The sequence below is a fragment of the Pseudomonas sp. 02C 26 genome (assembly GCF_002843585.1).
Classification (GTDB): Bacteria; Pseudomonadota; Gammaproteobacteria; order Pseudomonadales; family Pseudomonadaceae; genus Aquipseudomonas; species Aquipseudomonas shirazensis.
This window is the reverse complement of sequence record NZ_CP025262.1, coordinates 4,209,077-4,232,981: the sequence shown is the minus strand read 5'-3', so window position 1 is coordinate 4,232,981 and position 23,905 is coordinate 4,209,077. Positions and strand designations below refer to the sequence as shown.

Below are 23,905 nucleotides of genomic sequence, written 5' to 3'. Positions count from 1 at the left end.
ATGCAAGGCGCGATGCTTCGTCAGCAGCCTCCTGCACCCGGCCGTAACAAGCCGGTGCCGCGCGGTGCCAGCCGAATGGTGGCCCAGGAGCCGATGTCTGCGCGCCTGCCCAAGGCCAACTTCAGCGTGCTCAAGCGCTTGCTGTGGCCGGTGCTGCTGGTGGCTGCGGGCTTTGCTGCCTACGAAGGCGCTGTGCGATTGATGCCTTACGCTGACCGGCCGATCACCAAGATCGCCGTGCAGGGTGACCTCAGCTACATCAGCCAGCAGGCGGTGCAGCAACGTATCGCCCCGTTTGTAGCGGCCAGCTTCTTCAGTGTCGACCTGGGCGCGATGCGTGCCGAGCTTGAACAGATGCCGTGGATAGCCCACGCCGAAGTGCGCCGGGTCTGGCCGGACGAAGTGGTCATTCGCCTGGAAGAACAACTGCCCGTGGCGCGCTGGGGGGATCAGGCGTTGCTCAACAACCAGGGCGAAGCGTTCACCCCGCGCGAGCTGGCCAACTACGAGCACCTGCCGCAGCTGTTCGGCCCGCAGCGCGCTCAGCAACAAGTCATGCAGCAGTATCAGGTGTTGAGCCAGATGCTGCGCCCGATGGGCTTCTCGATTGCGCGGCTGGAGCTGCGTGAACGTGGCAGCTGGTTCCTGACCACCGGTGCCGGCAGTGCCGGCCCAGGTATCGAACTGCTGCTCGGGCGCGACCATCTGGTCGAAAAGATGCGCCGTTTCATTGCCATATACGACAAGACACTCAAAGAGCAGATCACCAATATCGCCCGCATTGATCTGCGCTACGCCAACGGCCTGGCTGTTGGCTGGCGGGAACCGATTGCACCGACGACGGCCCAACCCGCCGTTGCGAAGAATTAGAGAGAGGCAGGACCATGGCAAACGCGCATAGCGGCAAAATGATCGTCGGGCTGGACATTGGCACTTCCAAGGTGGTGGCGCTGGTCGGTGAAGTCGGCGAAGACGGCACCCTGGAGATTGTCGGGATCGGCACTCATCCCTCCCGCGGCCTGAAGAAGGGCGTGGTGGTGAACATCGAGTCGACCGTGCAGTCGATCCAGCGTGCCGTCGAAGAAGCCCAGTTGATGGCGGGCTGCCGCATTCACTCGGCCTTTGTCGGTGTGGCCGGCAATCACATCCGCAGCCTCAACTCGCACGGCATCGTCGCGATTCGCGACCGCGAAGTCAGCACGGCCGACCTCGAGCGCGTGCTCGACGCTGCCCAGGCGGTGGCGATTCCGGCTGACCAGCGCGTGCTGCACACCCTGCCGCAGGACTACGTGATCGACAACCAGGAAGGCGTTCGCGAGCCGCTGGGTATGTCGGGCGTGCGTCTGGAAGCCAAGGTGCACGTGGTGACCTGCGCGGTCAACGCGGCGCAGAACATCGAGAAATGCGTACGCCGCTGCGGCCTGGAAATCGACGACATCATCCTCGAGCAACTGGCCTCGGCCTACTCGGTGCTGACCGATGACGAGAAAGAACTCGGCGTGTGCCTGGTCGACATCGGCGGTGGCACCACCGATATCGCCATCTTCACCGAAGGCGCGATCCGCCACACCGCAGTGATCCCGATTGCCGGCGACCAGGTCACCAACGACATCGCCATGGCCCTGCGTACACCGACTCAGTACGCCGAAGAAATCAAGATTCGCTACGCCTGCGCCCTGGCCAAGCTGGCCGGTGCCGGCGAAACCATCAAGGTGCCAAGCGTTGGCGACCGGCCGCCGCGCGAACTGTCGCGTCAGGCCCTGGCCGAGGTGGTCGAGCCGCGCTACGACGAGCTGTTCACCCTGATTCAGGCTGAGCTGCGTCGCAGCGGCTACGAAGATCTGGTCCCAGCCGGCATCGTCCTCACCGGCGGCACGGCGAAGATGGAAGGCGCGGTGGAACTGGCCGAAGAGATTTTCCACATGCCCGTGCGCCTCGGCGTCCCGCACAGCGTGCGTGGCCTCAGCGACGTGGTACGCAACCCGATTTACTCCACCGGTGTGGGCCTGCTCACCTACGGTCTGCTCAAGCAGTCCGAGGACCTGACCCTGACCGGCAATAGCAACAGCAGCAACAGCTATGGCGAGGAACCGAAGGCTCCAGTGCTTGAGCGTCTCAAGCGTTGGGTCCAGGGCAACTTCTAAGTTTCAAAGCAGTAGTGGTAGGCGAAACAACTAGAGAACTGTAAGGAGAGGGAAAATGTTCGAGCTCGTAGACAACGTCCCGCAAAGCCCGGTCATCAAGGTGATCGGCGTCGGTGGTGGTGGTGGCAACGCCGTCAATCACATGGTCAAAAGCAGCATTGAAGGCGTCGAGTTCATCTGCGCCAACACTGATGCCCAGGCGCTGAAAAGCATTGGCGCACGGACCATTCTGCAACTGGGTACTGGTGTTACCAAGGGCCTTGGTGCCGGTGCCAATCCGGAAGTCGGTCGTCAGGCCGCGCTGGAAGACCGTGAGCGCATTGCCGAGGTGCTGCAGGGCACCAACATGGTCTTCATCACCACTGGCATGGGTGGCGGTACCGGTACCGGTGCAGCGCCGATCATCGCCGAAGTGGCCAAGGAAATGGGCATCCTCACCGTTGCGGTGGTGACCCGTCCATTCCCGTTCGAAGGCCGCAAGCGTATGCAGATCGCCGATGAAGGCATCCGCATGCTGGCTGAAAGCGTCGACTCGCTGATCACCATCCCCAACGAGAAGCTGCTGACCATTCTCGGCAAGGACGCCAGCCTGCTGTCGGCCTTTGCCAAGGCTGACGATGTGCTGGCCGGTGCCGTGCGCGGTATCTCCGACATCATCAAGCGTCCCGGCATGATCAACGTCGACTTTGCCGACGTGCGCACCGTGATGGGCGAGATGGGCATGGCGATGATGGGCACTGGCTGCGCCAGCGGTCCGAACCGTGCGCGCGAGGCCACCGAAGCGGCCATTCGCAACCCGCTGCTCGAAGACGTCAACCTGCAGGGTGCCCGCGGTATCCTGGTGAACATCACCGCAGGTCCTGACCTGTCGCTGGGCGAGTACTCCGACGTCGGTAGCATCATCGAAGCCTTCGCCTCCGACCACGCGATGGTCAAGGTCGGTACCGTGATCGACCCGGACATGCGCGACGAGCTGCACGTAACCGTCGTGGCCACTGGCCTGGGTGCGCGCATCGAGAAGCCGGTCAAGGTTGTCGACAATACTTTGCAGACCGCTCAAGCGGCCTACGAGGCGTCGAACCCGGCTCCAGCTCGCCAGGAGCAGCCAGCGGTCAACTACCGTGACCTGGAGCGTCCAACCGTGATGCGTAACCAGGCCCATGCAGGTGCCGCCGCAGCCGCTAAACTCAACCCGCAAGATGACTTGGATTACCTGGACATCCCAGCCTTCCTCCGTCGTCAGGCTGATTGATGGAATTTATCAGGGCTATAAAGGTGATTGGTATTCAGCAAAGGACGGGTCTGTTATCATCCTCAGCCTTTGTTGATACCAATTCGCAATTTGCGCTGAAGCGGCCAATGCCATGATTAAACAACGCACCCTGAAGAACATTATCCGTGCCACAGGTGTCGGTCTGCACTCCGGTGAGAAGGTCTACCTGACCCTCAAGCCTGCGCCTGTGGATACCGGCATCGTCTTCCGCCGCGCCGACCTCGATCCTGTGGTCGAGATTCCGGCTCGTGCGGCCAACGTTGGCGAGACAACCATGTCGACGACGTTGGTCAACGGTGACGTCAAGGTCGATACGGTCGAGCACTTGCTCTCCGCCATGGCGGGTCTGGGCATCGATAACGCCTACGTCGAGCTCTCCGCCTCGGAAGTGCCGATCATGGATGGCAGCGCCGGTCCCTTTGTATTCCTGATTCAGTCTGCCGGCCTGGAAGAGCAGGACGCAGCCAAGAAGTTCATCCGCATCCTGCGGGAAGTGTCAGTGGAGGATGGCGACAAGCGCGCAACCTTCCTGCCTTTCGAAGGGTTCAAGGTGAGCTTCGAGATCGACTTCGATCACCCGGTCCTCAAGGACCAGACCCAAAGTGCCAGCGTCGACTTCTCCAGCACCTCGTTCGTGAAAGAAGTCAGCCGTGCACGGACCTTCGGGTTCATGCGCGACATCGAGTATCTGCGCGAGCAGAATCTGGCACTGGGTGGCAGCGTCGATAACGCCATCGTTGTCGATGAGACTGGCGTGCTCAACGAAGACGGCCTTCGCTCCGAAGACGAGTTCGTCAAGCACAAGATTCTCGATGCCATCGGCGATCTGTATCTGCTCGGCAACAGCCTGATCGGCGAGTTCAAGGGCTACAAGTCCGGACACGCGCTGAACAACCAGCTGCTGCGCAAGCTGATTGCAGAAAAAGATGCCTGGGAAGTGGTCACCTTCGAAGATGCCAGTACGGCACCGATCTCCTACATGCGCCCTGTTGCGGCTGTGTAAGTTCGAACACTCTCTAGTTCATTGAGGCCACCTTCGGGTGGCCTTTTTATTGCGCCAGATTCAACGCTGATCCTTGTGCTGGGCATGGCTGGCCAGACGTTCCAGAGCTGCCTTGAGCTTGGGGTCGTCAATGCCTGCGGCCGTTTCGCGCAGGCTCTGCGCGGCATCGCCGGAGAGCTGGGTCGGGTGCCCGCCGCGTTTGGCCGGGATCACTGGTGGCTGCACCTTGAACAGGATCCGCCGCAGGTTGGCGAACACTTCAAGTTCGATCAGTTGCCGTTGCAGGCGTTTTTGCTGATAGCGCAGGCGCGTGGCCCAGTGGCCATCGGTGACTACCAGCAGCAACACACCGTCGCGCCAGGAGGCCACGTGGCAGTGCTCACGGGCCGCCGGTTGCAGCTGACTTTCGAGCAAACGCTGCAGATGCACCAGGCGTTCAGCCTGATTGAGCAGCAGCCGTAGCGGTCGGACTTCACGCAGGAGCGCGGCCGGCAGCCGGGCGGGCGAGGGTTTGTAAGCCATGACGGTACGCAGGAAGTTACAGAATGGCCATCTTAGCATCTGCGTGCGCAGCGCTGATTGATTGCCGGTGGCGACAGATGATGCAGTTGCCCTGGATCAGCACGCAATGGCCGGGGGCAAGGCATGTTGTGCAGGATAATAGCGATTCTCGGCAGCTTTCATCTTCAGCAAACCTTGAACTTGTAATAATCACCCTCATCTAAGAACCGTCCCCACCCTAGCGCTGTGCCAGCATCGTGGCAATCGACCACTTTCCTCACCATCGTTTCCGGGTAGAATGCTCGTTCGCATGCGGCCCAAGGGCTGCTCGGGCGACTCATGGGGCCGCCCTCCATCCCTAAGTGTGGAAGATCCTGCCGATATGTTTGCGCCTTTGTTAAAGAAACTTTTTGGAAGCAAGAACGAGCGCGAGATCAAACGCCTGCTCAAGACGGTGACCACCGTCAATGCCTTCGAAGAGAAAATGTTGGCCCTCTCCGATGAGCAACTGCGCGGCAAGACCGCCGAGTTCAAAGAGCGTCTGGCCAAAGGCGAAACCCTCGACCAACTGCTGCCGGAAGCCTTTGCTGTAGCCCGCGAGGCCGGCAAGCGTGTGATGGGTATGCGCCACTTCGACGTCCAGCTGATCGGCGGCATGACCTTGCATGAAGGCATGATCGCAGAGATGCGTACCGGTGAAGGCAAGACCTTGGTCGGTACCTTGGCGGTGTACCTAAACGCATTGTCCGGCAAGGGCGTGCACGTGGTCACGGTCAACGACTATCTGGCCCGCCGCGACGCCAACTGGATGCGCCCGCTGTACGAATTCCTCGGCCTCTCGGTTGGCATCGTCTCGGCCTTTCAGCCGCCGGAAGACAAGCGCGCCGCCTATGCTGCCGACATCACCTACGGCACCAACAACGAATTCGGTTTCGATTACCTGCGCGACAACATGGCCTTCAGCGTCGACGAGAAGTTCCAGCGTGAGCTGAACTTCGCCGTGATCGACGAAGTCGACTCGATCCTGATCGACGAAGCGCGGACCCCGCTGATCATCTCCGGCCAGGCTGAAGACAGCTCCAAGCTGTATATCGAAATCAACCGCCTGATCCCGCAGCTGACCCAGCACATCGAAGAAGTCGAAGGCCAGGTCACCCAGGAAGGCCACTTCTCGATCGATGAGAAGAGCCGTCAGGTCGAGCTCAACGAAGCCGGCCACCAGTACATCGAAGAGATGCTCACCCAGGCCGGCTTGCTGGCTGAAGGCGAGAGCCTCTATTCGGCGCACAACCTGGGCCTGCTGACCCACGTCTATGCCGGCCTGCGCGCGCACAAGCTGTTCCACCGCAACGTCGAGTACATCGTCCAGGACGGTCAGGTGCTGCTGATCGACGAGCACACCGGTCGGACCATGCCGGGTCGTCGTCTCTCCGAGGGCCTGCACCAGGCCATCGAAGCGAAGGAAAACCTGAACATCCAGGCCGAAAGCCAAACCCTGGCTTCGACCACCTTCCAGAACTACTTCCGTCTGTACAACAAGCTGTCCGGCATGACCGGTACTGCAGACACCGAAGCGTTCGAATTCGCTCAGATCTACAACCTCAACGTGATGGTCATTCCGCCGAACAAGCCGTTGGCGCGTAAAGACTTCAACGACCTGGTGTACCTGACCGCCGAAGAGAAGTACCTGGCGATCATTGCCGACATCAAGGAAAGCATGTCCAGCGGGCGTCCAGTATTGGTCGGTACGGCGACCATCGAGACCTCCGAGCATATGTCGGCCTTGCTCAACAAGGAAGGCATCGAGCACAAGGTGCTCAACGCCAAGTACCACGAAAAAGAAGCCGAGATCATTGCCCAGGCCGGTGCGCCAGGCGCTTTGACCATCGCCACCAACATGGCCGGCCGTGGTACCGACATCCTTCTTGGCGGCAACTGGGAGTCGGAAGTCGCGGCACTCGAAAACCCGACCGCCGAGCAGATTGCGCACATCAAGGCCGACTGGCAGAAGCGTCATCAGCAAGTGATCGAGGCCGGCGGCCTGCACGTGATCGCCTCCGAGCGCCACGAGTCGCGCCGCATCGACAACCAGCTGCGCGGCCGTTCCGGTCGTCAGGGTGACCCGGGTTCGAGCCGCTTCTACCTGTCGCTGGAAGACAGCCTGATGCGCATCTTTGCCTCTGACCGGGTGAAGAACTTCATGAAGGCCCTGGGCATGCAGTCCGGCGAAGCCATCGAGCACCGCATGGTGACCAACGCCATCGAAAAAGCTCAGCGCAAGGTCGAAGGGCGCAACTTCGATATTCGTAAGCAACTGCTCGAATACGATGACGTGGCCAACGAACAGCGCAAGGTGATCTACCACATGCGCAACAGCCTGCTGGCTGCGCAGGACCTGGGCGGCACCATCGAAGAGTTCCGCAAGGAAGTCCTCGATACCACCATCAGCCAGCATATTCCGCCGCAATCGCTGCCTGAGCAGTGGGATGTGGCCGGTCTCGAAGCGGCGCTGGCCAGCGATTTCGCGATCAAGCTGCCGATCCAGCAATGGTTGGATGAAGACGACCACCTGTACGAAGAAACCCTGCGTGAGAAGCTCCTGAGCGAGATCACCAGCGCATACACCGAGAAAGAAGATCAGGCCGGCGAAGAGGCTCTGCGCACCTTCGAGAAGCAGATCCTGCTGCGCGTGCTGGACGACCTGTGGAAAGACCACCTGTCGACCATGGACCACCTGCGTCACGGTATTCACCTGCGTGGTTATGCGCAGAAGAACCCGAAGCAGGAGTACAAGCGCGAGTCGTTCACGCTGTTCCAGGAACTGCTCGATTCGATCAAACGCGATGCCATCCGTGTGCTGTCGCACGTACAGGTTCGCCGCGAAGACCCGATCGAAGAAGAAGCCCGTCTGCGTCGCGACGCCGAAGAGCTGGCCCAGCGCATGCAGTTTGAACATGCGCCGGCACCAGGCCTGGAAAGCGAGCAGCTGAGCGAAGAGGGCGTTGAAGTCGCCGTTGCCGCCGCGCCGGTTCGCAACGACCAGAAGCTTGGCCGTAACGAGCCATGCTGGTGTGGGTCGGGCAAGAAGTTCAAGCATTGCCACGGCACCATTGAGTGATGCGAGTGATGCGAGTGATCTAAGGCCGCTGCTGGCTTGAGATTTTTGGGCTGCTTTGCAGCTCATCGCGACACAAGGCCGCTCCTACAGCCACCGTAAAGGTGTCAGTTGGGGCGGCTTTGTTTCATGGAACCTATCTGTTTTTATCTAGGAGCGCTCTAATGGCTGTTGGTCTTGGTCCTTTGCCCACCCTGCACCCGGTTCCCGGTTTTGAACTTGGCATCGCTTCGGCGGGCATCAAGCGCCCTGGGCGCAAGGACGTCGTGGTAATGCGCTGCGCCGAAGGCTCCAGCGTGGCTGGCGTGTTCACCCTCAACGCGTTCTGCGCGGCGCCGGTGATCCTCGCCAAGCAACGCGTGCAGGGCACCGTGCGTTACCTGCTGACCAATACCGGCAATGCCAACGCCGGTACCGGCGCACCAGGCCTGGCCGCCGCTGAGCGCACCTGTGCCAAGCTGGCCGAGCTGACCGGCGTTGACGCCCAGGCGGTGCTGCCGTTCTCCACCGGTGTGATTGGTGAGCCGCTGCCGGTCGAGAAGATCGAGGCCGCGCTGCAGGCAGCACTGGACAACCTTTCGGAAAATCACTGGGCTGAAGCCGCTACCGGCATCATGACCACCGACACCCTGCCCAAGGGTGCCAGCCGTCAGTTCCAGTTCGATGGCCAGACCATCACCGTCACCGGCATCAGCAAAGGCGCCGGCATGATTCGCCCGAACATGGCGACCATGCTTGGCTACATCGCTACCGACGCCAAGGTCGCTCCGGCGGTGCTCAAGGACCTGATCCTCGACGGCGCCAACAAGTCGTTCAACCGCATCACCATCGATGGCGATACCTCGACCAACGACTGCTGCATGCTGATTGCCACCGGCCAGGCCAAGGTCGCTGAAGTGACCGAAGCCAAGGGCGAGCTGTTCGACGCCTTGAAGCAGGCAGTGTTCGAAGTGTGCATGGAAGTCGCCCAGGCGATCGTGCGTGACGGCGAAGGCGCGACCAAGTTTGTTACCGTGCAGGTCAACGGTGGTGGCAATCATCAGGAATGCCTCGACGTTGGTTATGCCGTGGCGCATTCGCCGCTGATCAAGACTGCGCTGTTCGCCTCCGATCCCAACTGGGGCCGTATCCTCGCTGCCGTCGGCCGCGCTGGCGTGCCTGAGCTGGACGTCAGCCTGATCGATGTTTTCCTCGGTGACGTGTGCATCGCCAGCAAAGGCGGGCGCAGCCCAAGCTACACCGAAGAGCAAGGCTCCAAGGTGATGGCTGAAGAAGAGATCACCATCCGCATCGAACTGGGTCGCGGTCAGTGCAGCGAGACCATCTGGACCACCGATCTGTCCCACGAGTACGTCAAGATCAACGCCGAATACCGGACCTGATCATTGGCCTGCGCCCTGGTCTGGCCACTGGCCGGGGCGCCTGACGCAGCAACGGAGGGTACAAGGTGCAGCGGATTCATGTAGTAGCGGCGGTTATCCGCGGTGGCGACGGGCGGATCCTCATCGCCCGTCGCGCCGATAGCCAGCATCAGGGCGGCCTGTGGGAGTTTCCCGGGGGCAAGGTGGAGGCCGGCGAAAGCGTCGAAGCAGCGCTGGCCCGTGAACTTCGCGAGGAGCTCGGTATCGAGGTCAGCGGATCACGGCCGCTGATCAAGATCAGCCATGACTACCCGGACAAGCAAATCCTGCTCGACGTGCGTGAGGTTGACGCATTCAGCGGCGAGCCGCATGGCGCCGAAGGTCAGCCGCTGGAATGGGTCGCGCCGCGTGACCTGCACCAGTACCAGTTCCCTGCGGCAAACAAGCCCATCGTCGCCGCTGCACGCTTGCCGGATCAGTACCTGATCACCCCTGATGGCCTCGAAGTGCCGCCGATGTTGCGCGGTATCCAGAAGGCTGTGGCCAACGGCATCAAGCTGGTTCAGCTGCGCGCGCCGGACATGTACGACCCCAAGTACCGTGATGTCGCGGTAGATGCGGCTGGACTGTGTGCGGGCAAAGCCCAACTGATGCTCAAAGGTCCGTTGGAATGGTTGGGCGACTTCCCCTCGGCCGGCTGGCACCTGACTGCCGCGCAATTGCGCAAGTACGCCGCCAAGGGCCGGCCGTTCCCGGAGCACCGCTGGTTGGCAGCGTCTTGTCACAATGCCGAAGAGTTGGCTCTGGCGGCGCAGATGGGGGTCGACTTCGTCACTCTGTCGCCAGTCCAGGCGACTCAGACCCACCCCGATGCACTGCCATTGGGTTGGGAGCAGGCCGCGGCGTTGATTGACAGCGTCAGCTTCCCGGTGTTCTTGCTGGGCGGCGTCAGCGCGGCAGACCGTGAGCTTGCCTGGCAGGCAGGCGCCCAAGGTGTGGCGGGTATCCGCGCGTTCTGGCCTGAGCTTTAAACAGGGGCTGCGAAGCAGCCCCAAATCAGCAACTGGATTGCAGCATCAAGCCTCAGGCTTTTTCGCCGCCTGCCACAGCACTTCTGCAACGCCCTGACGGCGGCCAATGATACGCGCTGCAACAAACAACAAATCCGACACCCGATTGATATACGCCAAGCCAACCCCTTCCAGCGGCTCCAGCGCATTCAGCGCCTGGCAGCGGCGCTCGGCGGTGCGCGCCTGGCTGCGGCACACGTGGGCTTGCGCGATCAAGGCCGAGCCGCTGGGCAGGATGAAGTTTTCCAGAGGCCCAAGTTCGTCGTTCCAGAGATCGATGGCCGCTTCCAGGCGCTCGACTTCAGCCTGGTTCAGCGCCTGATAACTAGGCATCGCCAGCTCGCCACCAAGGTCGAACAAGCGGTGCTGGCAAGGCGCGAGCACCTCGCTCAACTCGCTCAGCCCGGCCTCACTCAGCCCTGCCAAGAGCACGCCTAGCTGGCTGTTGAGGGTGTCGACCTCGCCAATCGCCTCGATCCGAGGGTGGTCCTTGGGCACACGGCGGCCGTCACCGAGGCCGGTTTCGCCTTTGTCGCCGGTGCGGGTGTAGATTTTCGACAGGCGAAAGCCCATGTCATGTCTCCGTTGGGGCCGGTGCCGCAGGCACGGGCGAGCCGAGGGGCAGGCGCAGGGTGAAGCAGGTGCCCTGGCCGGGCGAGGACTGCACCTCCATCTGCCCCTTGTGGTTGTTGGTGATGATGAAATACGAAACCGATAGGCCCAGGCCTGTGCCCTGGCCGATCTCCTTGGTGGTGAAGAACGGCTCGAAGGTACGCTTGCGCACCGCTTCGGGCATGCCGATGCCGTTGTCCTCTACCTGAATTTCCGCCCACGGCGGATTGAGCCGGGTGCGCAGGATGATACGGCCTGGCTCGCTCGGTTGCGGGCGCAGGTGGATCGCCTGGGCGGCGTTCTTCAACAGGTTGAGCAGTACTTGTTCGAGCTCGTTGGCGGTGCATGGCACCGGCCCCAGTTGCGGGTCGAACTGGCGGACGATGGCCTGGCCCTTGAAGTCGAAACCTATTGCCAGATCGAAGTCGTTGCCGGCAATTTCCACCGCCTGGTCGATCAGCGCGGGCAGGCTGCAGGGGGCCAGCTGGCGATTGCTGAGACGGCTGAAGCTGAGCATGTGGGTGACGATCTTGGCCGCACGGGCTCCCGCCTGCTGGATGCCGTCGAGCAACTGCGGCACTTCGCGGCTGTGCAGGTAGCGGTTGATCTCGGCCAGGTCCAGGCCAAGCTCGGCGGCCTGTTCCTGGTTGCGCGGCAGGTCGGGCGACAAGCGCCGGCGGATGTTCTGCACGTTGTGCAGGATCGCCCCGAGTGGGTTGTTGATCTCGTGGGCCATGCCTGCGGCGAGGCCGCCCACCGAGAGCATCTTCTCTGACTGCACCATCATCTCTTCCAGCGACAGGCGCTGGGTGATGTCATCGATACGGATCACCACGCCGCGGCCGCCACCGCCGGTCAGTGGGTAGAAGGTCAGCGCGTAATGGCGGGCGTCGTCACCTTTGGGCCAGGTGACCCGCTCGATCTTGGTCACCCGGTGCTTTTCGACGGTGTCTTTGAGTTGCGGCAAGAACGGCTTGAGCGGCTCGAAGGCGATAAAGATCGGCTGGTTCAGCGCCTCGTCCAGGCGCGTGCCGGAGAGGGCGCTGGCTTCCTGGTTCCACTGAGTCACGTACAACTGCTCATCGAGTGCTATCAGCGCCGATGGCATCGAATCGATGATGCTGTTGAGGTAGTTCTGGAAACCCGTGAGCTTCTTCTCGATCTTGCTGCGAACCTGAACCTCCAGCTCCAGCTTGCGGTTGGTATTGCGGGTTTCTTCGGCCAGGCCCTGGGCCTGGTCGTAGGCGGTCTGGAATTCGTCGCGGGTGCGCTTGAGCTGCTGCTCGCGGGCCTCGATGCGCGACAGCATGGTATTGAAGGCGTTGGCCAGGCTGCCGATCTCATCGTCGTTGCCGCGCTGCGCGCGCATGGCATAGCTCTCTTCGCGGGTGACCTGGCGGCTGAGTTCTTCCAGCTGATTGATCGGCTGGGTGATCAGCCGCTTGATCTGCCGGGCGATCACCAGCCAGAGCAGGATGCTGAACACCAGAATCGCCAGGCTGGCGGTCAGCGTGCCGGTGTAGAACGCGGTCGGCAGCTCGCTGCTGGCTACCAGAAGGAGAAACGCCGGCGGGTTGCCCGGACGCGGCAGGCGAATCAGTTGAGTGCTGCGAAACTCCATCAGACGCCAACCGTCGATGTTGCGATAGCGCTTGGGCAGGGCCAGCGGTTCGCCGTGCTGCAGTTGCGCGAGCATGCGCCCGTCGCTGCCGTAGACCGCTGCGGCGCGCAGTGGGGTGTAGCTGTCGAGTTCCTTGAGCAGGGCGTTGGCGTTATCGCTGGAATCACCTGCGCGGGCCGACAGCTGCGGGTTGGCGACCAGCCTGCCGATGGTTTGCAGCGCCTGTGGCGCCATGCTTTCCTGGGTGATCCAGTAGGCCGCGCTGATAAAGGCCAGGTTGGCCACCAGCAGGATGGTGATCAGCAGTACCAGCAGGGCCGCAAGCAGTTTCTGCCCGACCGGGAGGTTATCCAGGCGTTGGCGCAGTTTCATGGGCAAGGCAGTGTCCGTATTCGGGTCAGAGGGCAGCGATCAGTCACTGGGCAGGCCGCGTGCCTGCAGGTTATCGACCAATCGCTGGCGCAGGTGTTCCAGCTCCACCAGGCCCAGGCCGTGGCGGTGGGCGGCGCGGCAGGCGTAGCCGAGCAGGTAATGCAGCTCGGTGCGGCGGCCATGGCGCACGTCTTGATACATGGAAGAATAATTGGCTGCAGTCGCCAGAATCACCCGCTGTACTTCTTCGTTCAGGCCCTCGGCCGCTTGCGGCTGGCCGCAGCAGTGCAGCAGTTGCGCCAGCTCGGCGCACAGCGCATCCACATCACTCAAGTGTTCGAGCAGGCCACCGTTCTGGCAGTCGTGCAGTACGGTCAGCGGGTTGATCGCGCAGTTCAGGGCCAGCTTGCGCCACAGCCGGATGAGAATGTCCACCGTCCACTGGGCGGGGATGCCGGCCTCCTCGAGGTCACTGAACCACTCTGCCGGGGCGGGGTTGAGCGGGTCGCCCAACCAGTTGAAGCCATGCCCGGCAAACTGCACCTGCCAGTCCGCCGGACGAAACGCGCCTTCGGTACTGGAGGCAAAGATACAGCGCGCATGGGGCACCTGATCGGCCACCTCGTCCTGGCTGCCAAGGCCGTTCTGTAACAGAATCAGCTCGGCGCCCACAGCCAGGCGCGGGGCCAGCCTGGCCAGGGCAGGGGCGGCATCGTAGGCTTTACAGGCCACCAGCAGGCGATGAATCGGCGCGTGCGCTTCATCGGCTTCGGCGGGGATGGCAAAAAAGCTGCTGTGCGCTTGCTCGATCAAGGTCAGGCCGCCGACGGCCTGGTACGCCGCCAGGCGCTGCGGGTCGCGCAAGATCAAACGGACCGCCTTGCCTGCGCGGGCCAGCCGGCAGGCCCAGAGGCTGCCCAGGCTGCCGGCGCCGAGAATATGCCAGGTGCTGCTCATCTACGTTTCGCAACCCGTTATAATGTGTCCCGCATTTTAACCATCAAACCCTGCGCGCTCCATCTTCACGCTGAGCGCGGCACTTTCATATTGGAGAACAACCATGCCTTCGTTCGACGTGGTATCGGAACTGGACAAGCACGAAGTGCAGAACGCAGTCGACAACGCCATCAAGGAGCTGGACCGCCGCTACGACCTCAAAGGTAAGGGTAGCTTCGAATTCAAGGAAAAGGACCAGACCGTGCTGATGACCGCCGAGGCCGAGTTCCAGCTCGAGGCGATGGTCGAGATCCTGCGCAGCGCATTGGTCAAGCGCAAGATCGAAGTGAAGTGCCTGGAGGTCAAGGACGCCTATGCCTCGGGCAAGGAAATGAAACAGGAAGCGACCTTCCGCGAAGGCATCGACAAGGAGCTGGCGAAGAAGATCGTCGCCCACATCAAAGACGCCAAGCTCAAGGTCCAGGCCGCCATCCAGGGTGAGCAGGTACGCGTCACCGGCAAGAAGCGTGACGACCTGCAAGAAGCGATCGCCGCACTGCGCGCCAAGGAATTCGACATGCCGCTGCAGTTCAACAACTTCCGCGATTGACCTGGCTGCAGGAACCCCATTGCCACACTGAGGTCCATGGGGCTCCTCGCCGCGGCCTGTCTGCGGCCTGCTTCACTGTGTACATGCCGTTTGGCATCAGGAGAAAGTTATGGATTTGACCAATGAGGTCGATCAACTGGTCCGCCAATCGCAAACCTGGCTGCCATTGATCATGCAATACAGCAGCCGCCTGCTGCTGGCGCTGCTGACCCTGGCGGTTGGCTGGTGGGTTACCAACAAGCTCAGCACCCGCCTGGGCAAGCTGGTTGGGCTGCGCAACGCCGATCCGGCCTTGCAGGGCTTCATCAGTACCTTGGCAAATATCATCCTCAAGATCTTGCTGCTGGTCAGCGTCGCTTCGACGATCGGCATCGAAACAACCTCGTTCGTCGCGGCCATCGGTGCTGCCAGCCTGGCCATTGGCATGGCGTTGCAGGGCAGCCTGGCCAACTTCGCAGGTGGTGTGCTGATCTTGCTGTTCCGCCCGTTCCGCACCGGCGACTGGATCGAGGCGCAAGGCGTCAGCGGTACTGTCGACAGCATCCAGATCTTCCACACGGTGCTGCGCACCGGTGACAACAAGACCGTGATCATGCCCAACGGCAGCTTGTCCAATGGCATCATCACCAACACCAACCGTCAGCCGACGCGCAAGGTGGTGTTCGATGTGGGCGTTGATTACGAAGCTGATCTGCAGAAGGCGCGCAACGTGCTGCTGGAGCTGGCCAAAGACCCGCGCGTGCTGCCGGACCCGGCGCCGCAGGCGGTGATCTCCACCCTGGGCGACAGCTCGATCACGGTATCCCTGCGTCTGTGGACGAAAACGGCCGACTACTGGGACGTGATGTTCATGCTCAACGAGCGCACTCGCGACCGGCTCAAGGCAGAAGGGATCGATATCCCGTTCCCGCAACGGGTGATCCGCGTGGTGCAGGAGACTGCCGCGCAGTAAACCGCGTTCGCTGTAACTGCGCGGGCTTGTTCCGCGGGTGTACCCGCCGCAACGATGTTGCTGGCGCTGGGCATTCGCGGGCAAGCCCGCGTTTTGTTTTGTCCCTAATTACACTTGTTCACAGCCAGAACGTGCCATTTCTGGCATATAACCTGACCCCTTTCGTATCCACTGATGTCTGCCATGAAACCACTGCTGTATATCACCCCGGCCCGTGCCTTGCTGTTTGGTCTGACCCTGGCCTTGTTCGAGCTGCTCACCTACCTGGCCAGCGATGCGGTCATGCCGGCCATGCCGGATGTGGTCACCGAGATGAACGCCAGTCCGGAATTTATCCCGCACGCGCTGAACCTGTACCTGCTGGGTGGGGTGGTCCTGCAATGGCTGATCGGCCCGCTGGCCGACCGCTATGGCCGGCGGCCCTTGCTGCTCGCTGGCTGCGTGATCTTTGGTGTGGCCTGCCTGGCGACCTTCTGGGTGCATGACATCGGCCTGTTCAACCTGCTGCGGCTGTTGCAGGGGATCGGCCTGGGCTTTGTCGTCACCGTCAGCTACCCGGCATTGAACGAGGCTTTCAGCGAGGCCGATGCCGTACGCATGATGGCCTTGCTGGCCAATATCGCCTTGCTTTCGCCCTTGCTCGGGCCGCTGGTGGGCACGTTGATGCTGCAGTGGCTGGACTGGCGCTGGTTGTTCGTGGCTTTTGCCGTGGGTGCGCTGCTGACCCTCGGGCTGCTGTATCGCTTCATGCCGGAAACCCTCGGCGTCGAGCGCCGCGACGGTAGCCGCCTGCCGTTCACGCCGATTCACCTGCTGCCGCTGTTGTCTGGTTATGTCCAGTTGCTGAGCAATCGTCGCTTCGTCGCCGGCAGCGCTGCGCTGGGCCTGGTCGGCTTGCCGCTGATCGGTTGGATCGGCCTGTCGCCGGTGCTGCTGATTCACGACGAGGGGCTGAGCAAGATGGCCTATGCCTTGTGGCAACTGCCGGTGTTCGGTGGCTTGATCGCGGGCAACCTGATCATCAACAGCATCGCTGAGCGCTACCCATTGCCTGCGCTGGTGCGTGGCGCACTGTGGCCGTATCTGGCGGGGTTGGGCCTGATGATGCTGGCTACCTGCCTGTGGCCGTCAGTTACCAGCGTGGTTGCGGGCATGACCCTGTATGCGCTGGGGCTGGGCGTGGCCAATGCCGTGCTGTACCGCATGACCTTGTTCGCCAGCGAGCAGAGCAAGGGCCTGGTTTCAGCCATGCTCGGCATGATCACCATTGCCGTATTGGGTCTGGGTGGCGCGCTGCTGGCGATGATTGGCGCTGGCGCCAGCTTGCTGCACTTCGCCGTCCTCGCCGGCATAGCCGGGGCGCTGGCGCTGGTGCCGCTGTGGTTTGTGGTGGGTGGCAAGGGCGCTGGCGCGACCGTCGCGCAGTGAAGCGAGCGCCGCTGTGCCGGTGCAGGCGACAGCGGCGCAACGCTCTGTCAGGGCTGGTCCGCGGTAGGGCCAGGCACCGGCTCCAGCTTGCCGCGCCGTGCCTCCTGGCGCCACTGCAGGAGGATCAGGATCAACGTAGGCACGCCCAGCAGCGCGGTAATCAGGAAGAAATCGTGGTAGCCAAACTTCTCCACGATTACACCTGAGTAACCCCCGATCAGCCGCGGCAACAGCAGCATGATCGAGCTCAGCAGGGCGTATTGGGTGGCGGAGAACTTCAGGTTGGTCAGGCTCGACAGGTAGGCAACGAACGCCGAAGTGGCCATCCCGGAACTGAAGTTGTCCAGCGAGATGGTGACCACCAGCATCTCCACGTTCGGGCCCATGTCGGCCAGCATCAGGAACAGGATGTTGGTACTGGCCGAGGCAACGCCGCCGATGAACAGGATCGGCATGATGCCGAAACGCACGATCAGCAAACCGCCGGCGCCGGCGCCAAGCAGGGTCATGATCAGGCCGAAGATCTTGCTGACGCTGGCGATCTGGTCCTTGGTGAAGCCCATGTCGATGTAGAACACGTTGGCCATCACGCCCATGACCGTGTCGGACATGCGATAGGTAGCGATCAGCCCGAGCAGCAGCAACGCCTGCCAGCGATAGCGGGCGATGAAGTCGTTTACCGGCGTCAGCACCGGCGCCAGGCCACGGCGGCCGAGCGACGACAGGCAGGCCCAGGTCAACAGTGCGTAGAGGACCAGGCGCATGAAGGCGCGGTCCTCCAGCACCAGTTGCACCACGGTCGAGTCGCCAAACACCACGCTGGCCCAGTCGGTGTTGTACAGCTGGGTGAAGCTGGCCGGCACCGACACCAGCAGAATGATCAGCACGAACACTGACGCCAACTGATGGCTCAAGCCATAGCGAGCAGCCGACAGCTGCGTGCGCAGCGGCACTGGCGGTTCGCGCATGATCAGCGTGGTGAACACGGCGGGTAGCATGATCACGCCGAACAGCACATAGGTGCCGGTCCAGGCCTGGTGCAGATAGCTGAAGCCAGTGGAGCCGAACCATTCAGCGAAGAACAGCGCGCCGGCCGTGGCCAGCAGGGCGGCAACCCGGTAGCCGGCCATGTAGCTGGCGGCAAGCGCAGCCTGGCGCTGGTCATCGGCGATTTCCAGGCGGTAGGCGTCGACGGCGATGTCCTGCGTTGCCGAGGCGAAGGCCACCAGCACCGCCAGGGCGATCAGCCAGGACAGGTGTTTTTGCGGATCGCACAGGCCCATGCCGACCAAGCCGATGACCACCAGTACTTGCGACAACAGCAGCCAGGAGCGACGTCGGCCAAGCCCGCCGAGCAGCGGCAGGCGCCATTGGTCGAGCAGTGGCGACCAGACCCACTTGAAGGCATAGGCCAGGCCGATCAGGCTGGCATAGCCAATTGTCTCGCGGGCCACACCGGCCTCGCGCAGCCACACTGAAAGGGTTGAGAACACCAGCATGTAGGGCAGGCCGGCAGCGAAGCCCAGCAGCAACAGCACCAGAGTTGACGGGCTGGCATAGGCAGCGAGCGCAGCGCGCCAGGTTTTACGGGGCATGGGCCAACATCTGCCTCAAGGTTACGAAAACAAAGCGCGCACTCTAACCGCTGTGCTCCATCGGGCGCCAGCCATGGCGCAACATATCCACACGATTATTGGCTACATTGACGCCTTCGGCGCGTAGTCGAGCGCGTTGTTCGTCGCCTGAAGGTGTGCCCGGCTGCAGGCTCAATCGACCACTCGCGCCGATCACTCTGTGCCAGGGCAGGCGGCTGCCCTGCGGCAGTTGGCCCAGCGTGCGCCCGACCCAGCGTGCGGCCCGGCCAAGGCCAGCCAAATCCGCCAACTGGCCATAACTGACGACCTTACCCTCGGGCACTTGCCCGAGGGCGGTATAGAGCGCCGTTCGTCGGGCTTCGGCATCCTCTGCCGAAAGGCGTGCAGCGCCAGACATCAGGCGTAGCCCGGCGATCGGCGAGATTGCCGGCGAAGTGGCTTATAGATGAGAGTTGAACTCATTGGCATCCGTTTGGTCTGTCCTTGCTCTGGTCGCGCGTATCTGGATAATGCCCGGCTTTTTTCCGCAAACCGAGCCCGTAGTCAGCTTATGTATTCTAGAACCTTGCTCTGCCTTCTCGCCGCTTCCCTGTGTACCCCAGCGTTCGCCGACACCGTCTGGATGAAGAACGGTGACAAGCTCAGTGGCAAGATCAAAGTCTTCGATGGCGGCAAGCTGCTGCTGGAAACGGCCTATGGTGGCTCCATCGCGCTGGACTGGAAACAGGTACAGACCCTCGAAAGCGATCAGGAGCTGCTGGTCAAACAGGATGCCTACACCGGCGAAAAGGCCAAGTCGCTGCAGGCAGCCGAGCCGGGCAAGGTGACCCTGGCCAATGGCGAGGCGCCGAAAACCGTCGAGCTGGCCAGCATCGAGCAGATCATGAAGCCGCGGCCAGTAGTTGAGGATCTAGTCTGGAAAGGTAACGTCGACCTGGCCATGGACTTCAAGCGCGCCGAAAACGACACCGACGATTACGATGTCGGTTTCAAGACCTCGGCGCGTCATGGCCGCTGGCGGCACAATGCCCAAGGCGAATACAACCGCGAGAGCAAGGACGACGTCACCACCACCAACAACTGGAGTGGTGAATACGCGCTTGACCGCTTCATCACCGACAAGTGGTTTTGGCAGGGGCGTCTCGAATACAAGCGTGATCATATTGAAGACCTGGCCCGCCAGCGCACCGTCGGTACCGGCCCGGGCTACCAGTTCTGGGACGACGAGTTGGGGGCGTTCTCGCTCGGCTCGCTGCTCAACCGCACCGACTATCAGTACCGCGATGGCGGCAAGGACAATTTCTACTCGGCTGCCATGAAGTGGGATTACACCCGCTACCTGATCGGCAAGAACGTCCAGCTGTTCACCAATGGTGAACTGGGCAAACCGCTGGGTGGGGTTGCCGATTACTCGCTGGATGCTGAAGTCGGCCTGCGCTACAAGGTCACCGAGTGGGCCTCGCTCAATCTCAAGGCCGAGAAGGAAATGATCCAGGGCACCAGCAACAGTGACCTGGACAAGACCCGCTACACAGCGGGCTTTGGCGTCGCCTGGTAAAACCGCTCTGTTGCACTTCTGGCGTGGCGGTCACGGCTGATAAATGCTTATCTTGTCAGCTGACCCGCCTGCCGCCAGGAGCATCTGTTGTGAGTAACGTCGTTACCAACACCGCCCTTCGTCCCGCCCGCGAACTCCTGCTCAAGGAATACCGCGGCGTCCTCTCGACCCATTCCAAGTCGATGCCCGGCTTCCCGTTCGGCTCCGTTGTGCCGTACTGCCTGGATGCCGAGGGTCAGCCGCTGATCCTGATCAGCCGCATCGCCCAGCACACTCACAATCTGCAGAAAGACCCCAAGTGTTCGTTGCTGGTGGGCGAGCGCGAGGCGCTCGATGTGCAGGCAGTCGGCCGGCTGACGGTGATGGCCGAGGCGCACAAGCTGACCGACGGCGGAGCCATCGAAGCGGCGGCGGCTCGCTACTACCGCTACTTCCCGGACGCCGCCAATTACCACAAGGCCCATGACTTCGACTTCTGGTGCCTGCGGCCGGTACGCCATCGCTACATTGGCGGTTTTGGTGCGATTCACTGGCTCGATCAGGTGACGATGGCCAACCCGTTTGCCGGCGCCGCCGAGGCCAGCATGGTCGAACACATGAACAGCGACCACGCAGCGGCCATCGCTCACTATGTCGCCCTGAGCGATCTGCCAGGTACGCCTGCCGCTGAATTGACAGGTATCGACAGCGAAGGGCTGCATCTGCGCATTGGTCAGGCTATCTATTGGCTGCCATTCCCGAAGACTTGCAATACGCCGACACAAGTGCGCGAGGCCTTGGTATTACTGGCCCGCGCCGACAAATGGCCGGCTGTGGATGAAACTCAGGGTTGAAATAGCGACCTTGCGCATCCATCTGTTGTCCTAGTGGAAGGTTGTCTTCCGTCGAGGAACCCTTGATGCGTGTTTTTTTATTGTTGTTGCTGCTGTTTCCGGTGCTCGAGCTGTTCGTGTTCGTCAAAGTCAGCGCCGCGATCGGTTTCTTTCCGGCGTTGCTGCTGATTATCGGCGGCTCCGCGTTGGGCTTGCTGGTGATGCGGGTGGCCGGTATCGCCACCGCACTGCGTGCCCGTGAGAGTCTGCAGCGAGGCGAGTTGCCCGCTGAAGACATGTTCCAGGGCCTGATGCTGGCAGTGGCAGGCGTGCTGTTGCTGATTCCGGGCTTCATCAGTGACGTGCTCGGCCTGATCTGCCTGATGCCGTTCACCCGTCATTTTGCCGCGCGCAAGTTGCGTCAGCGGGCCGAGGCGCAGGCAATGCGGCAGCGTGCATTCCAGGATGATCCATTCGCAGCACGGCCGCCCGAAGGTGGGCACCGGCCAAACGTGATCGAAGGCGAGTACCAGCGTCGCGATCAGTAACCGTGTGCAGTTTGTGTGCAAAGCGGCCCCGTGAGGGGCCGTTTGCATTTGCGCGGGTAGCTGTTGAAAAAAATTTCACAGGTAAGCCCTTGTAATCGTTTCGCTCGGCCTCATCTATGTGGTCACCGCAAGGTTTCTGGTGGCAACGCCAGACAAGACAAAGGGGTTCGCCGAATGCGGGCCCCTACCGGCAACGCCGGAATGCATCAACCCGCCGGTCTCGACACCGGCCGATGAAAACCACTAATTGGGAGAGATCGACAATGAAGCTTCGTCCTCTGCATGACCGCGTCGTAATCCGCCGCAGCGAAGAAGAATCGAAAACCGCTGGCGGTATCGTTCTGCCAGGTTCGGCCGCTGAAAAACCAAACCGCGGTGAAATCGTTGCCGTCGGTACCGGTCGCATCCTGGACAACGGCGAAGTTCGCGCGCTGGCCGTGAAAGTGGGTGACAAAGTGGTCTTCGGCCCGTACTCGGGCAGCAACACCGTGAAAGTCGATGGCGAAGATCTGCTGGTAATGGCTGAGAACGAGATTCTCGCTGTCGTCGAAGGCTGATTTTCCCGACTTCCCGTTACTCCAAAGTATTTCAAGGATTAAACGATCATGGCTGCTAAAGACGTAAAATTCGGCGATTCCGCCCGCAAGAAAATGCTCGTTGGTGTCAACGTTCTGGCTGACGCTGTCAAAGCCACCCTCGGCCCGAAAGGCCGTAACGTTGTCCTGGCCAAGAGCTTCGGCGCGCCAACCATCACCAAAGACGGTGTATCGGTTGCCAAAGAAATCGAACTGAAAGACGCTTTCGAAAACATGGGCGCTCAGCTGGTCAAGGAAGTTGCTTCCAAGGCCAACGACGCTGCCGGTGACGGCACCACCACTGCGACCGTTCTGGCTCAAGCCATCGTCAACGAAGGCCTGAAAGCCGTCGCTGCCGGCATGAACCCGATGGACCTGAAGCGCGGCATCGACAAGGCCACCATCGCCGTCGTTGCCGAACTGAAGAACCTGTCCAAGCCTTGCTCCGATTCCAAGGCCATCGCTCAGGTCGGTACCATCTCTGCCAACTCCGACAGCTCCATCGGTGAAATCATCGCCGAAGCCATGGAAAAAGTCGGTAAAGAAGGCGTCATCACCGTTGAAGAAGGCTCGGGCCTGGAAAACGAACTGTCGGTTGTCGAAGGCATGCAGTTCGACCGTGGCTACCTGTCGCCGTACTTCGTCAACAAGCCGGACACCATGGTCGCCGAGCTCGACGGCCCACTGCTGCTGCTGGTCGACAAGAAGATCTCCAACATCCGTGAGCTGCTGCCAGTTCTGGAAGCCGTTGCCAAGGCCGGCCGTCCACTGCTGATCGTTGCTGAAGACGTTGAAGGCGAAGCCCTGGCTACCCTGGTAGTCAACAACATGCGCGGCATCGTCAAGGTTGCAGCGGTCAAGGCACCAGGCTTCGGCGACCGTCGCAAAGCCATGCTGCAGGACATCGCTGTCCTGACTGGCGGTACCGTCATCTCCGAAGAGATCGGCCTGTCGCTGGAATCGGCTACCCTGGAAAACCTGGGTAACGCCAAGCGCGTCATCCTGTCGAAAGAAAACACCACTATCATCGATGGCGCTGGTGTTGAAGACGACATCCAGGCTCGCGTTAAGCAAATCCGCGCTCAAATCGAAGAGACTTCGTCCGACTACGATCGTGAAAAACTGCAAGAGCGTCTGGCCAAGCTGGCTGGCGGTGTTGCCGTGATCAAGGTCGGTGCTGGCACCGAAGTTGAAATGAAAGAGAAGAAAGCCCGCGTTGAAGACGCCCTGCACGCTACCCGTGCAGCCGTTGAAGAAGGCGTGGTACCTGGCGGTGGTGTTGCTCTGGTCCGTGCCCTGAGCGCTATCATCGACCTCAAAGGCGACAACGAAGACCAGAACGTCGGTATCGCTCTGCTGCGCCGTGCGGTTGAATCGCCACTGCGTCAGATCGTTGCCAACGCCGGTGACGAGCCAAGCGTCGTGGCCGACAAGGTCAAGCAGGGTTCGGGCAACTACGGCTACAACGCCGCTTCCGGTGAATACGGCGACATGATCGAAATGGGTATCCTCGACCCAGCCAAAGTCACCCGTTCGGCACTGCAAGCCGCTGCTTCGATCGGTGGTCTGATGATCACTACCGAAGCGATGATTGCTGATGCTCCGGAAGACAAGCCAGCTGGCGGTGGTATGCCAGACATGGGCGGCATGGGTGGCATGGGCGGCATGATGTAAGCCTGCCTTAGCGCCTGCTGTACCGAAAAGCCCCGCCTAGTGCGGGGCTTTTTTGTGGGTACTTAGAACGGCACCGGACTGTAGGAGCGGCCTTGTGTCGCGAAAGGGTCGCGTAGCGGCCCCAGATTCCCAGCTTCGCCGCTGA

The 23,905-nt window shown here is 61.6% G+C and carries 21 protein-coding genes; 15 read left to right on the top strand and 6 right to left on the bottom strand.

The annotated features are described in order from the left end of the window. The 4 genes from CXQ80_RS19285 (at window position 1) to lpxC (ending at window position 4,420) form a co-directional block, all read left to right on the top strand. Window positions 1–870, top strand: a complete 870-nt coding sequence (locus CXQ80_RS19285) for a cell division protein FtsQ/DivIB (protein WP_101321987.1) — start codon at window positions 1–3, stop codon at window positions 868–870. Between the two features lie 14 nt (window positions 871–884). Beyond that, window positions 885–2,144 carry a cell division protein FtsA gene (ftsA, locus tag CXQ80_RS19280; protein ID WP_101321986.1) on the top strand — a complete coding sequence of 420 codons (1,260 nt, stop codon included), beginning with the start codon at window positions 885–887 and terminating at the stop codon, window positions 2,142–2,144. Window positions 2,145–2,199: 55 nt separating this feature from the next. Then, window positions 2,200–3,396: a cell division protein FtsZ gene (gene ftsZ / locus CXQ80_RS19275; RefSeq protein ID WP_101321985.1), complete on the top strand. Its 1,197-nt coding sequence runs from the start codon at window positions 2,200–2,202 to the stop codon at window positions 3,394–3,396. 112 nt (window positions 3,397–3,508) lie between these two features. Next, a complete protein-coding gene (gene lpxC, locus CXQ80_RS19270; RefSeq protein ID WP_101321984.1) occupies window positions 3,509–4,420 on the top strand; it encodes a UDP-3-O-acyl-N-acetylglucosamine deacetylase in 912 nt (303 codons plus the stop codon). 60 nt (window positions 4,421–4,480) lie between these two features. Here lpxC and CXQ80_RS19265 read toward each other — a convergent pair whose 3' ends face one another. After that, window positions 4,481–4,942 (bottom strand): DUF721 domain-containing protein, encoded by a 462-nt coding sequence (locus CXQ80_RS19265; protein ID WP_101321983.1) that lies wholly within the window; start codon window positions 4,940–4,942, stop codon window positions 4,481–4,483. A 361-nt stretch (window positions 4,943–5,303) separates the two neighbouring features. On the opposite strand from CXQ80_RS19265, the gene secA reads away from it, so the two are divergent. The 3 genes from secA to CXQ80_RS19250 all read left to right on the top strand — a co-directional run bounded on the left by secA (window position 5,304) and on the right by CXQ80_RS19250 (window position 10,428). After that, window positions 5,304–8,039: a preprotein translocase subunit SecA gene (secA, locus tag CXQ80_RS19260; protein ID WP_101321982.1), complete on the top strand. Its 2,736-nt coding sequence runs from the start codon at window positions 5,304–5,306 to the stop codon at window positions 8,037–8,039. 161 nt (window positions 8,040–8,200) lie between these two features. Then, window positions 8,201–9,418, top strand: coding sequence for a bifunctional glutamate N-acetyltransferase/amino-acid acetyltransferase ArgJ (gene argJ / locus CXQ80_RS19255; protein WP_101321981.1), 1,218 nt, complete (start codon window positions 8,201–8,203; stop codon window positions 9,416–9,418). Between the two features lie 65 nt (window positions 9,419–9,483). Then, window positions 9,484–10,428: a Nudix family hydrolase gene (locus CXQ80_RS19250; RefSeq protein WP_101321980.1), complete on the top strand. Its 945-nt coding sequence runs from the start codon at window positions 9,484–9,486 to the stop codon at window positions 10,426–10,428. Window positions 10,429–10,473: 45 nt separating this feature from the next. On the opposite strand, the gene CXQ80_RS19245 is transcribed toward CXQ80_RS19250, so the two are convergent. The 3 genes from CXQ80_RS19245 to CXQ80_RS19235 are packed head-to-tail and all read right to left on the bottom strand — an operon-like array spanning window position 10,474 to window position 14,029. Beyond that, entirely contained in the window at window positions 10,474–11,040 is a 567-nt protein-coding gene (locus CXQ80_RS19245) for a cob(I)yrinic acid a,c-diamide adenosyltransferase (RefSeq protein ID WP_101321979.1), read from the bottom strand. Between the two features lies 1 nt (window position 11,041). Then, a complete protein-coding gene (locus CXQ80_RS19240; RefSeq protein ID WP_101321978.1) occupies window positions 11,042–13,072 on the bottom strand; it encodes an ATP-binding protein in 2,031 nt (676 codons plus the stop codon). 39 nt (window positions 13,073–13,111) lie between these two features. After that, entirely contained in the window at window positions 13,112–14,029 is a 918-nt protein-coding gene (locus CXQ80_RS19235) for a putative 2-dehydropantoate 2-reductase (RefSeq protein WP_101321977.1), read from the bottom strand. A gap of 103 nt (window positions 14,030–14,132) precedes the next feature. Between CXQ80_RS19235 and CXQ80_RS19230 the strand changes: the two genes are divergently transcribed. The 3 genes from CXQ80_RS19230 (at window position 14,133) to CXQ80_RS19220 (ending at window position 16,998) form a co-directional block, all read left to right on the top strand. Then, the gene (locus CXQ80_RS19230; protein WP_101321976.1) at window positions 14,133–14,618 is read left to right on the top strand and encodes a YajQ family cyclic di-GMP-binding protein; all 486 of its coding nucleotides are present in this window, start codon (window positions 14,133–14,135) and stop codon (window positions 14,616–14,618) included. A gap of 109 nt (window positions 14,619–14,727) precedes the next feature. After that, window positions 14,728–15,570 carry a mechanosensitive ion channel family protein gene (locus CXQ80_RS19225; RefSeq protein ID WP_101321975.1) on the top strand — a complete coding sequence of 281 codons (843 nt, stop codon included), beginning with the start codon at window positions 14,728–14,730 and terminating at the stop codon, window positions 15,568–15,570. 183 nt (window positions 15,571–15,753) lie between these two features. Further along, complete coding sequence (locus CXQ80_RS19220; protein WP_101321974.1) at window positions 15,754–16,998, top strand: MFS transporter; 1,245 nt, start codon at window positions 15,754–15,756, stop codon at window positions 16,996–16,998. Window positions 16,999–17,045: 47 nt separating this feature from the next. Here the strand turns inward: CXQ80_RS19220 and CXQ80_RS19215 are convergent, their stop codons facing one another. Both CXQ80_RS19215 and CXQ80_RS19210 read right to left on the bottom strand, forming a co-directional pair. Beyond that, the gene (locus CXQ80_RS19215) at window positions 17,046–18,593 is read right to left on the bottom strand and encodes an AmpG family muropeptide MFS transporter (RefSeq protein WP_101321973.1); all 1,548 of its coding nucleotides are present in this window, start codon (window positions 18,591–18,593) and stop codon (window positions 17,046–17,048) included. A 43-nt stretch (window positions 18,594–18,636) separates the two neighbouring features. Beyond that, the gene (locus CXQ80_RS19210; protein ID WP_101321972.1) at window positions 18,637–18,990 is read right to left on the bottom strand and encodes an MGMT family protein; all 354 of its coding nucleotides are present in this window, start codon (window positions 18,988–18,990) and stop codon (window positions 18,637–18,639) included. A 153-nt stretch (window positions 18,991–19,143) separates the two neighbouring features. Here CXQ80_RS19210 and CXQ80_RS19205 point away from each other — a divergent pair, with 153 nt between their 5' ends. The 5 genes from CXQ80_RS19205 (at window position 19,144) to groL (ending at window position 23,760) form a co-directional block, all read left to right on the top strand. Further along, a complete protein-coding gene (locus tag CXQ80_RS19205; protein WP_101321971.1) occupies window positions 19,144–20,151 on the top strand; it encodes a DUF481 domain-containing protein in 1,008 nt (335 codons plus the stop codon). Window positions 20,152–20,240: 89 nt separating this feature from the next. Then, on the top strand, window positions 20,241–20,984 hold the full coding sequence (locus tag CXQ80_RS19200) for a HugZ family protein (RefSeq protein WP_101321970.1): 744 nt from the start codon (window positions 20,241–20,243) through the stop codon (window positions 20,982–20,984). Between the two features lie 65 nt (window positions 20,985–21,049). Next, window positions 21,050–21,511, top strand: coding sequence for an FxsA family protein (locus CXQ80_RS19195; protein ID WP_101321969.1), 462 nt, complete (start codon window positions 21,050–21,052; stop codon window positions 21,509–21,511). Window positions 21,512–21,774: 263 nt separating this feature from the next. After that, entirely contained in the window at window positions 21,775–22,068 is a 294-nt protein-coding gene (locus CXQ80_RS19190) for a co-chaperone GroES (RefSeq protein WP_053280666.1), read from the top strand. Window positions 22,069–22,116: 48 nt separating this feature from the next. Further along, the gene (groL, locus tag CXQ80_RS19185; RefSeq protein ID WP_101321968.1) at window positions 22,117–23,760 is read left to right on the top strand and encodes a chaperonin GroEL; all 1,644 of its coding nucleotides are present in this window, start codon (window positions 22,117–22,119) and stop codon (window positions 23,758–23,760) included. The last annotated feature ends 145 nt before the right edge of the window (window positions 23,761–23,905 follow it).

Excerpts from the sequence above, each read along its gene's own strand:
- CXQ80_RS19285 (WP_101321987.1), top strand. The coding sequence starts at position 1 with ATGCAAGGCGCGATGCTTCGTCAGCAGCCTCCTGCACCCGGCCGTAAC.
- ftsA (WP_101321986.1), top strand. The coding sequence starts at position 885 with ATGGCAAACGCGCATAGCGGCAAAATGATCGTCGGGCTGGACATTGGC.
- ftsZ (WP_101321985.1), top strand. The coding sequence starts at position 2,200 with ATGTTCGAGCTCGTAGACAACGTCCCGCAAAGCCCGGTCATCAAGGTG.
- lpxC (WP_101321984.1), top strand. The coding sequence starts at position 3,509 with ATGATTAAACAACGCACCCTGAAGAACATTATCCGTGCCACAGGTGTC.
- CXQ80_RS19265 (WP_101321983.1), bottom strand. The coding sequence starts at position 4,942 with ATGGCTTACAAACCCTCGCCCGCCCGGCTGCCGGCCGCGCTCCTGCGT.
- secA (WP_101321982.1), top strand. The coding sequence starts at position 5,304 with ATGTTTGCGCCTTTGTTAAAGAAACTTTTTGGAAGCAAGAACGAGCGC.
- argJ (WP_101321981.1), top strand. The coding sequence starts at position 8,201 with ATGGCTGTTGGTCTTGGTCCTTTGCCCACCCTGCACCCGGTTCCCGGT.
- CXQ80_RS19245 (WP_101321979.1), bottom strand. The coding sequence starts at position 11,040 with ATGGGCTTTCGCCTGTCGAAAATCTACACCCGCACCGGCGACAAAGGC.
- CXQ80_RS19240 (WP_101321978.1), bottom strand. The coding sequence starts at position 13,072 with ATGAAACTGCGCCAACGCCTGGATAACCTCCCGGTCGGGCAGAAACTG.
- CXQ80_RS19235 (WP_101321977.1), bottom strand. The coding sequence starts at position 14,029 with ATGAGCAGCACCTGGCATATTCTCGGCGCCGGCAGCCTGGGCAGCCTC.
- CXQ80_RS19230 (WP_101321976.1), top strand. The coding sequence starts at position 14,133 with ATGCCTTCGTTCGACGTGGTATCGGAACTGGACAAGCACGAAGTGCAG.
- CXQ80_RS19225 (WP_101321975.1), top strand. The coding sequence starts at position 14,728 with ATGGATTTGACCAATGAGGTCGATCAACTGGTCCGCCAATCGCAAACC.
- CXQ80_RS19220 (WP_101321974.1), top strand. The coding sequence starts at position 15,754 with ATGAAACCACTGCTGTATATCACCCCGGCCCGTGCCTTGCTGTTTGGT.
- CXQ80_RS19215 (WP_101321973.1), bottom strand. The coding sequence starts at position 18,593 with ATGCCCCGTAAAACCTGGCGCGCTGCGCTCGCTGCCTATGCCAGCCCG.
- CXQ80_RS19210 (WP_101321972.1), bottom strand. The coding sequence starts at position 18,990 with ATGTCTGGCGCTGCACGCCTTTCGGCAGAGGATGCCGAAGCCCGACGA.
- CXQ80_RS19205 (WP_101321971.1), top strand. The coding sequence starts at position 19,144 with ATGTATTCTAGAACCTTGCTCTGCCTTCTCGCCGCTTCCCTGTGTACC.
- CXQ80_RS19195 (WP_101321969.1), top strand. The coding sequence starts at position 21,050 with ATGCGTGTTTTTTTATTGTTGTTGCTGCTGTTTCCGGTGCTCGAGCTG.
- CXQ80_RS19190 (WP_053280666.1), top strand. The coding sequence starts at position 21,775 with ATGAAGCTTCGTCCTCTGCATGACCGCGTCGTAATCCGCCGCAGCGAA.
- groL (WP_101321968.1), top strand. The coding sequence starts at position 22,117 with ATGGCTGCTAAAGACGTAAAATTCGGCGATTCCGCCCGCAAGAAAATG.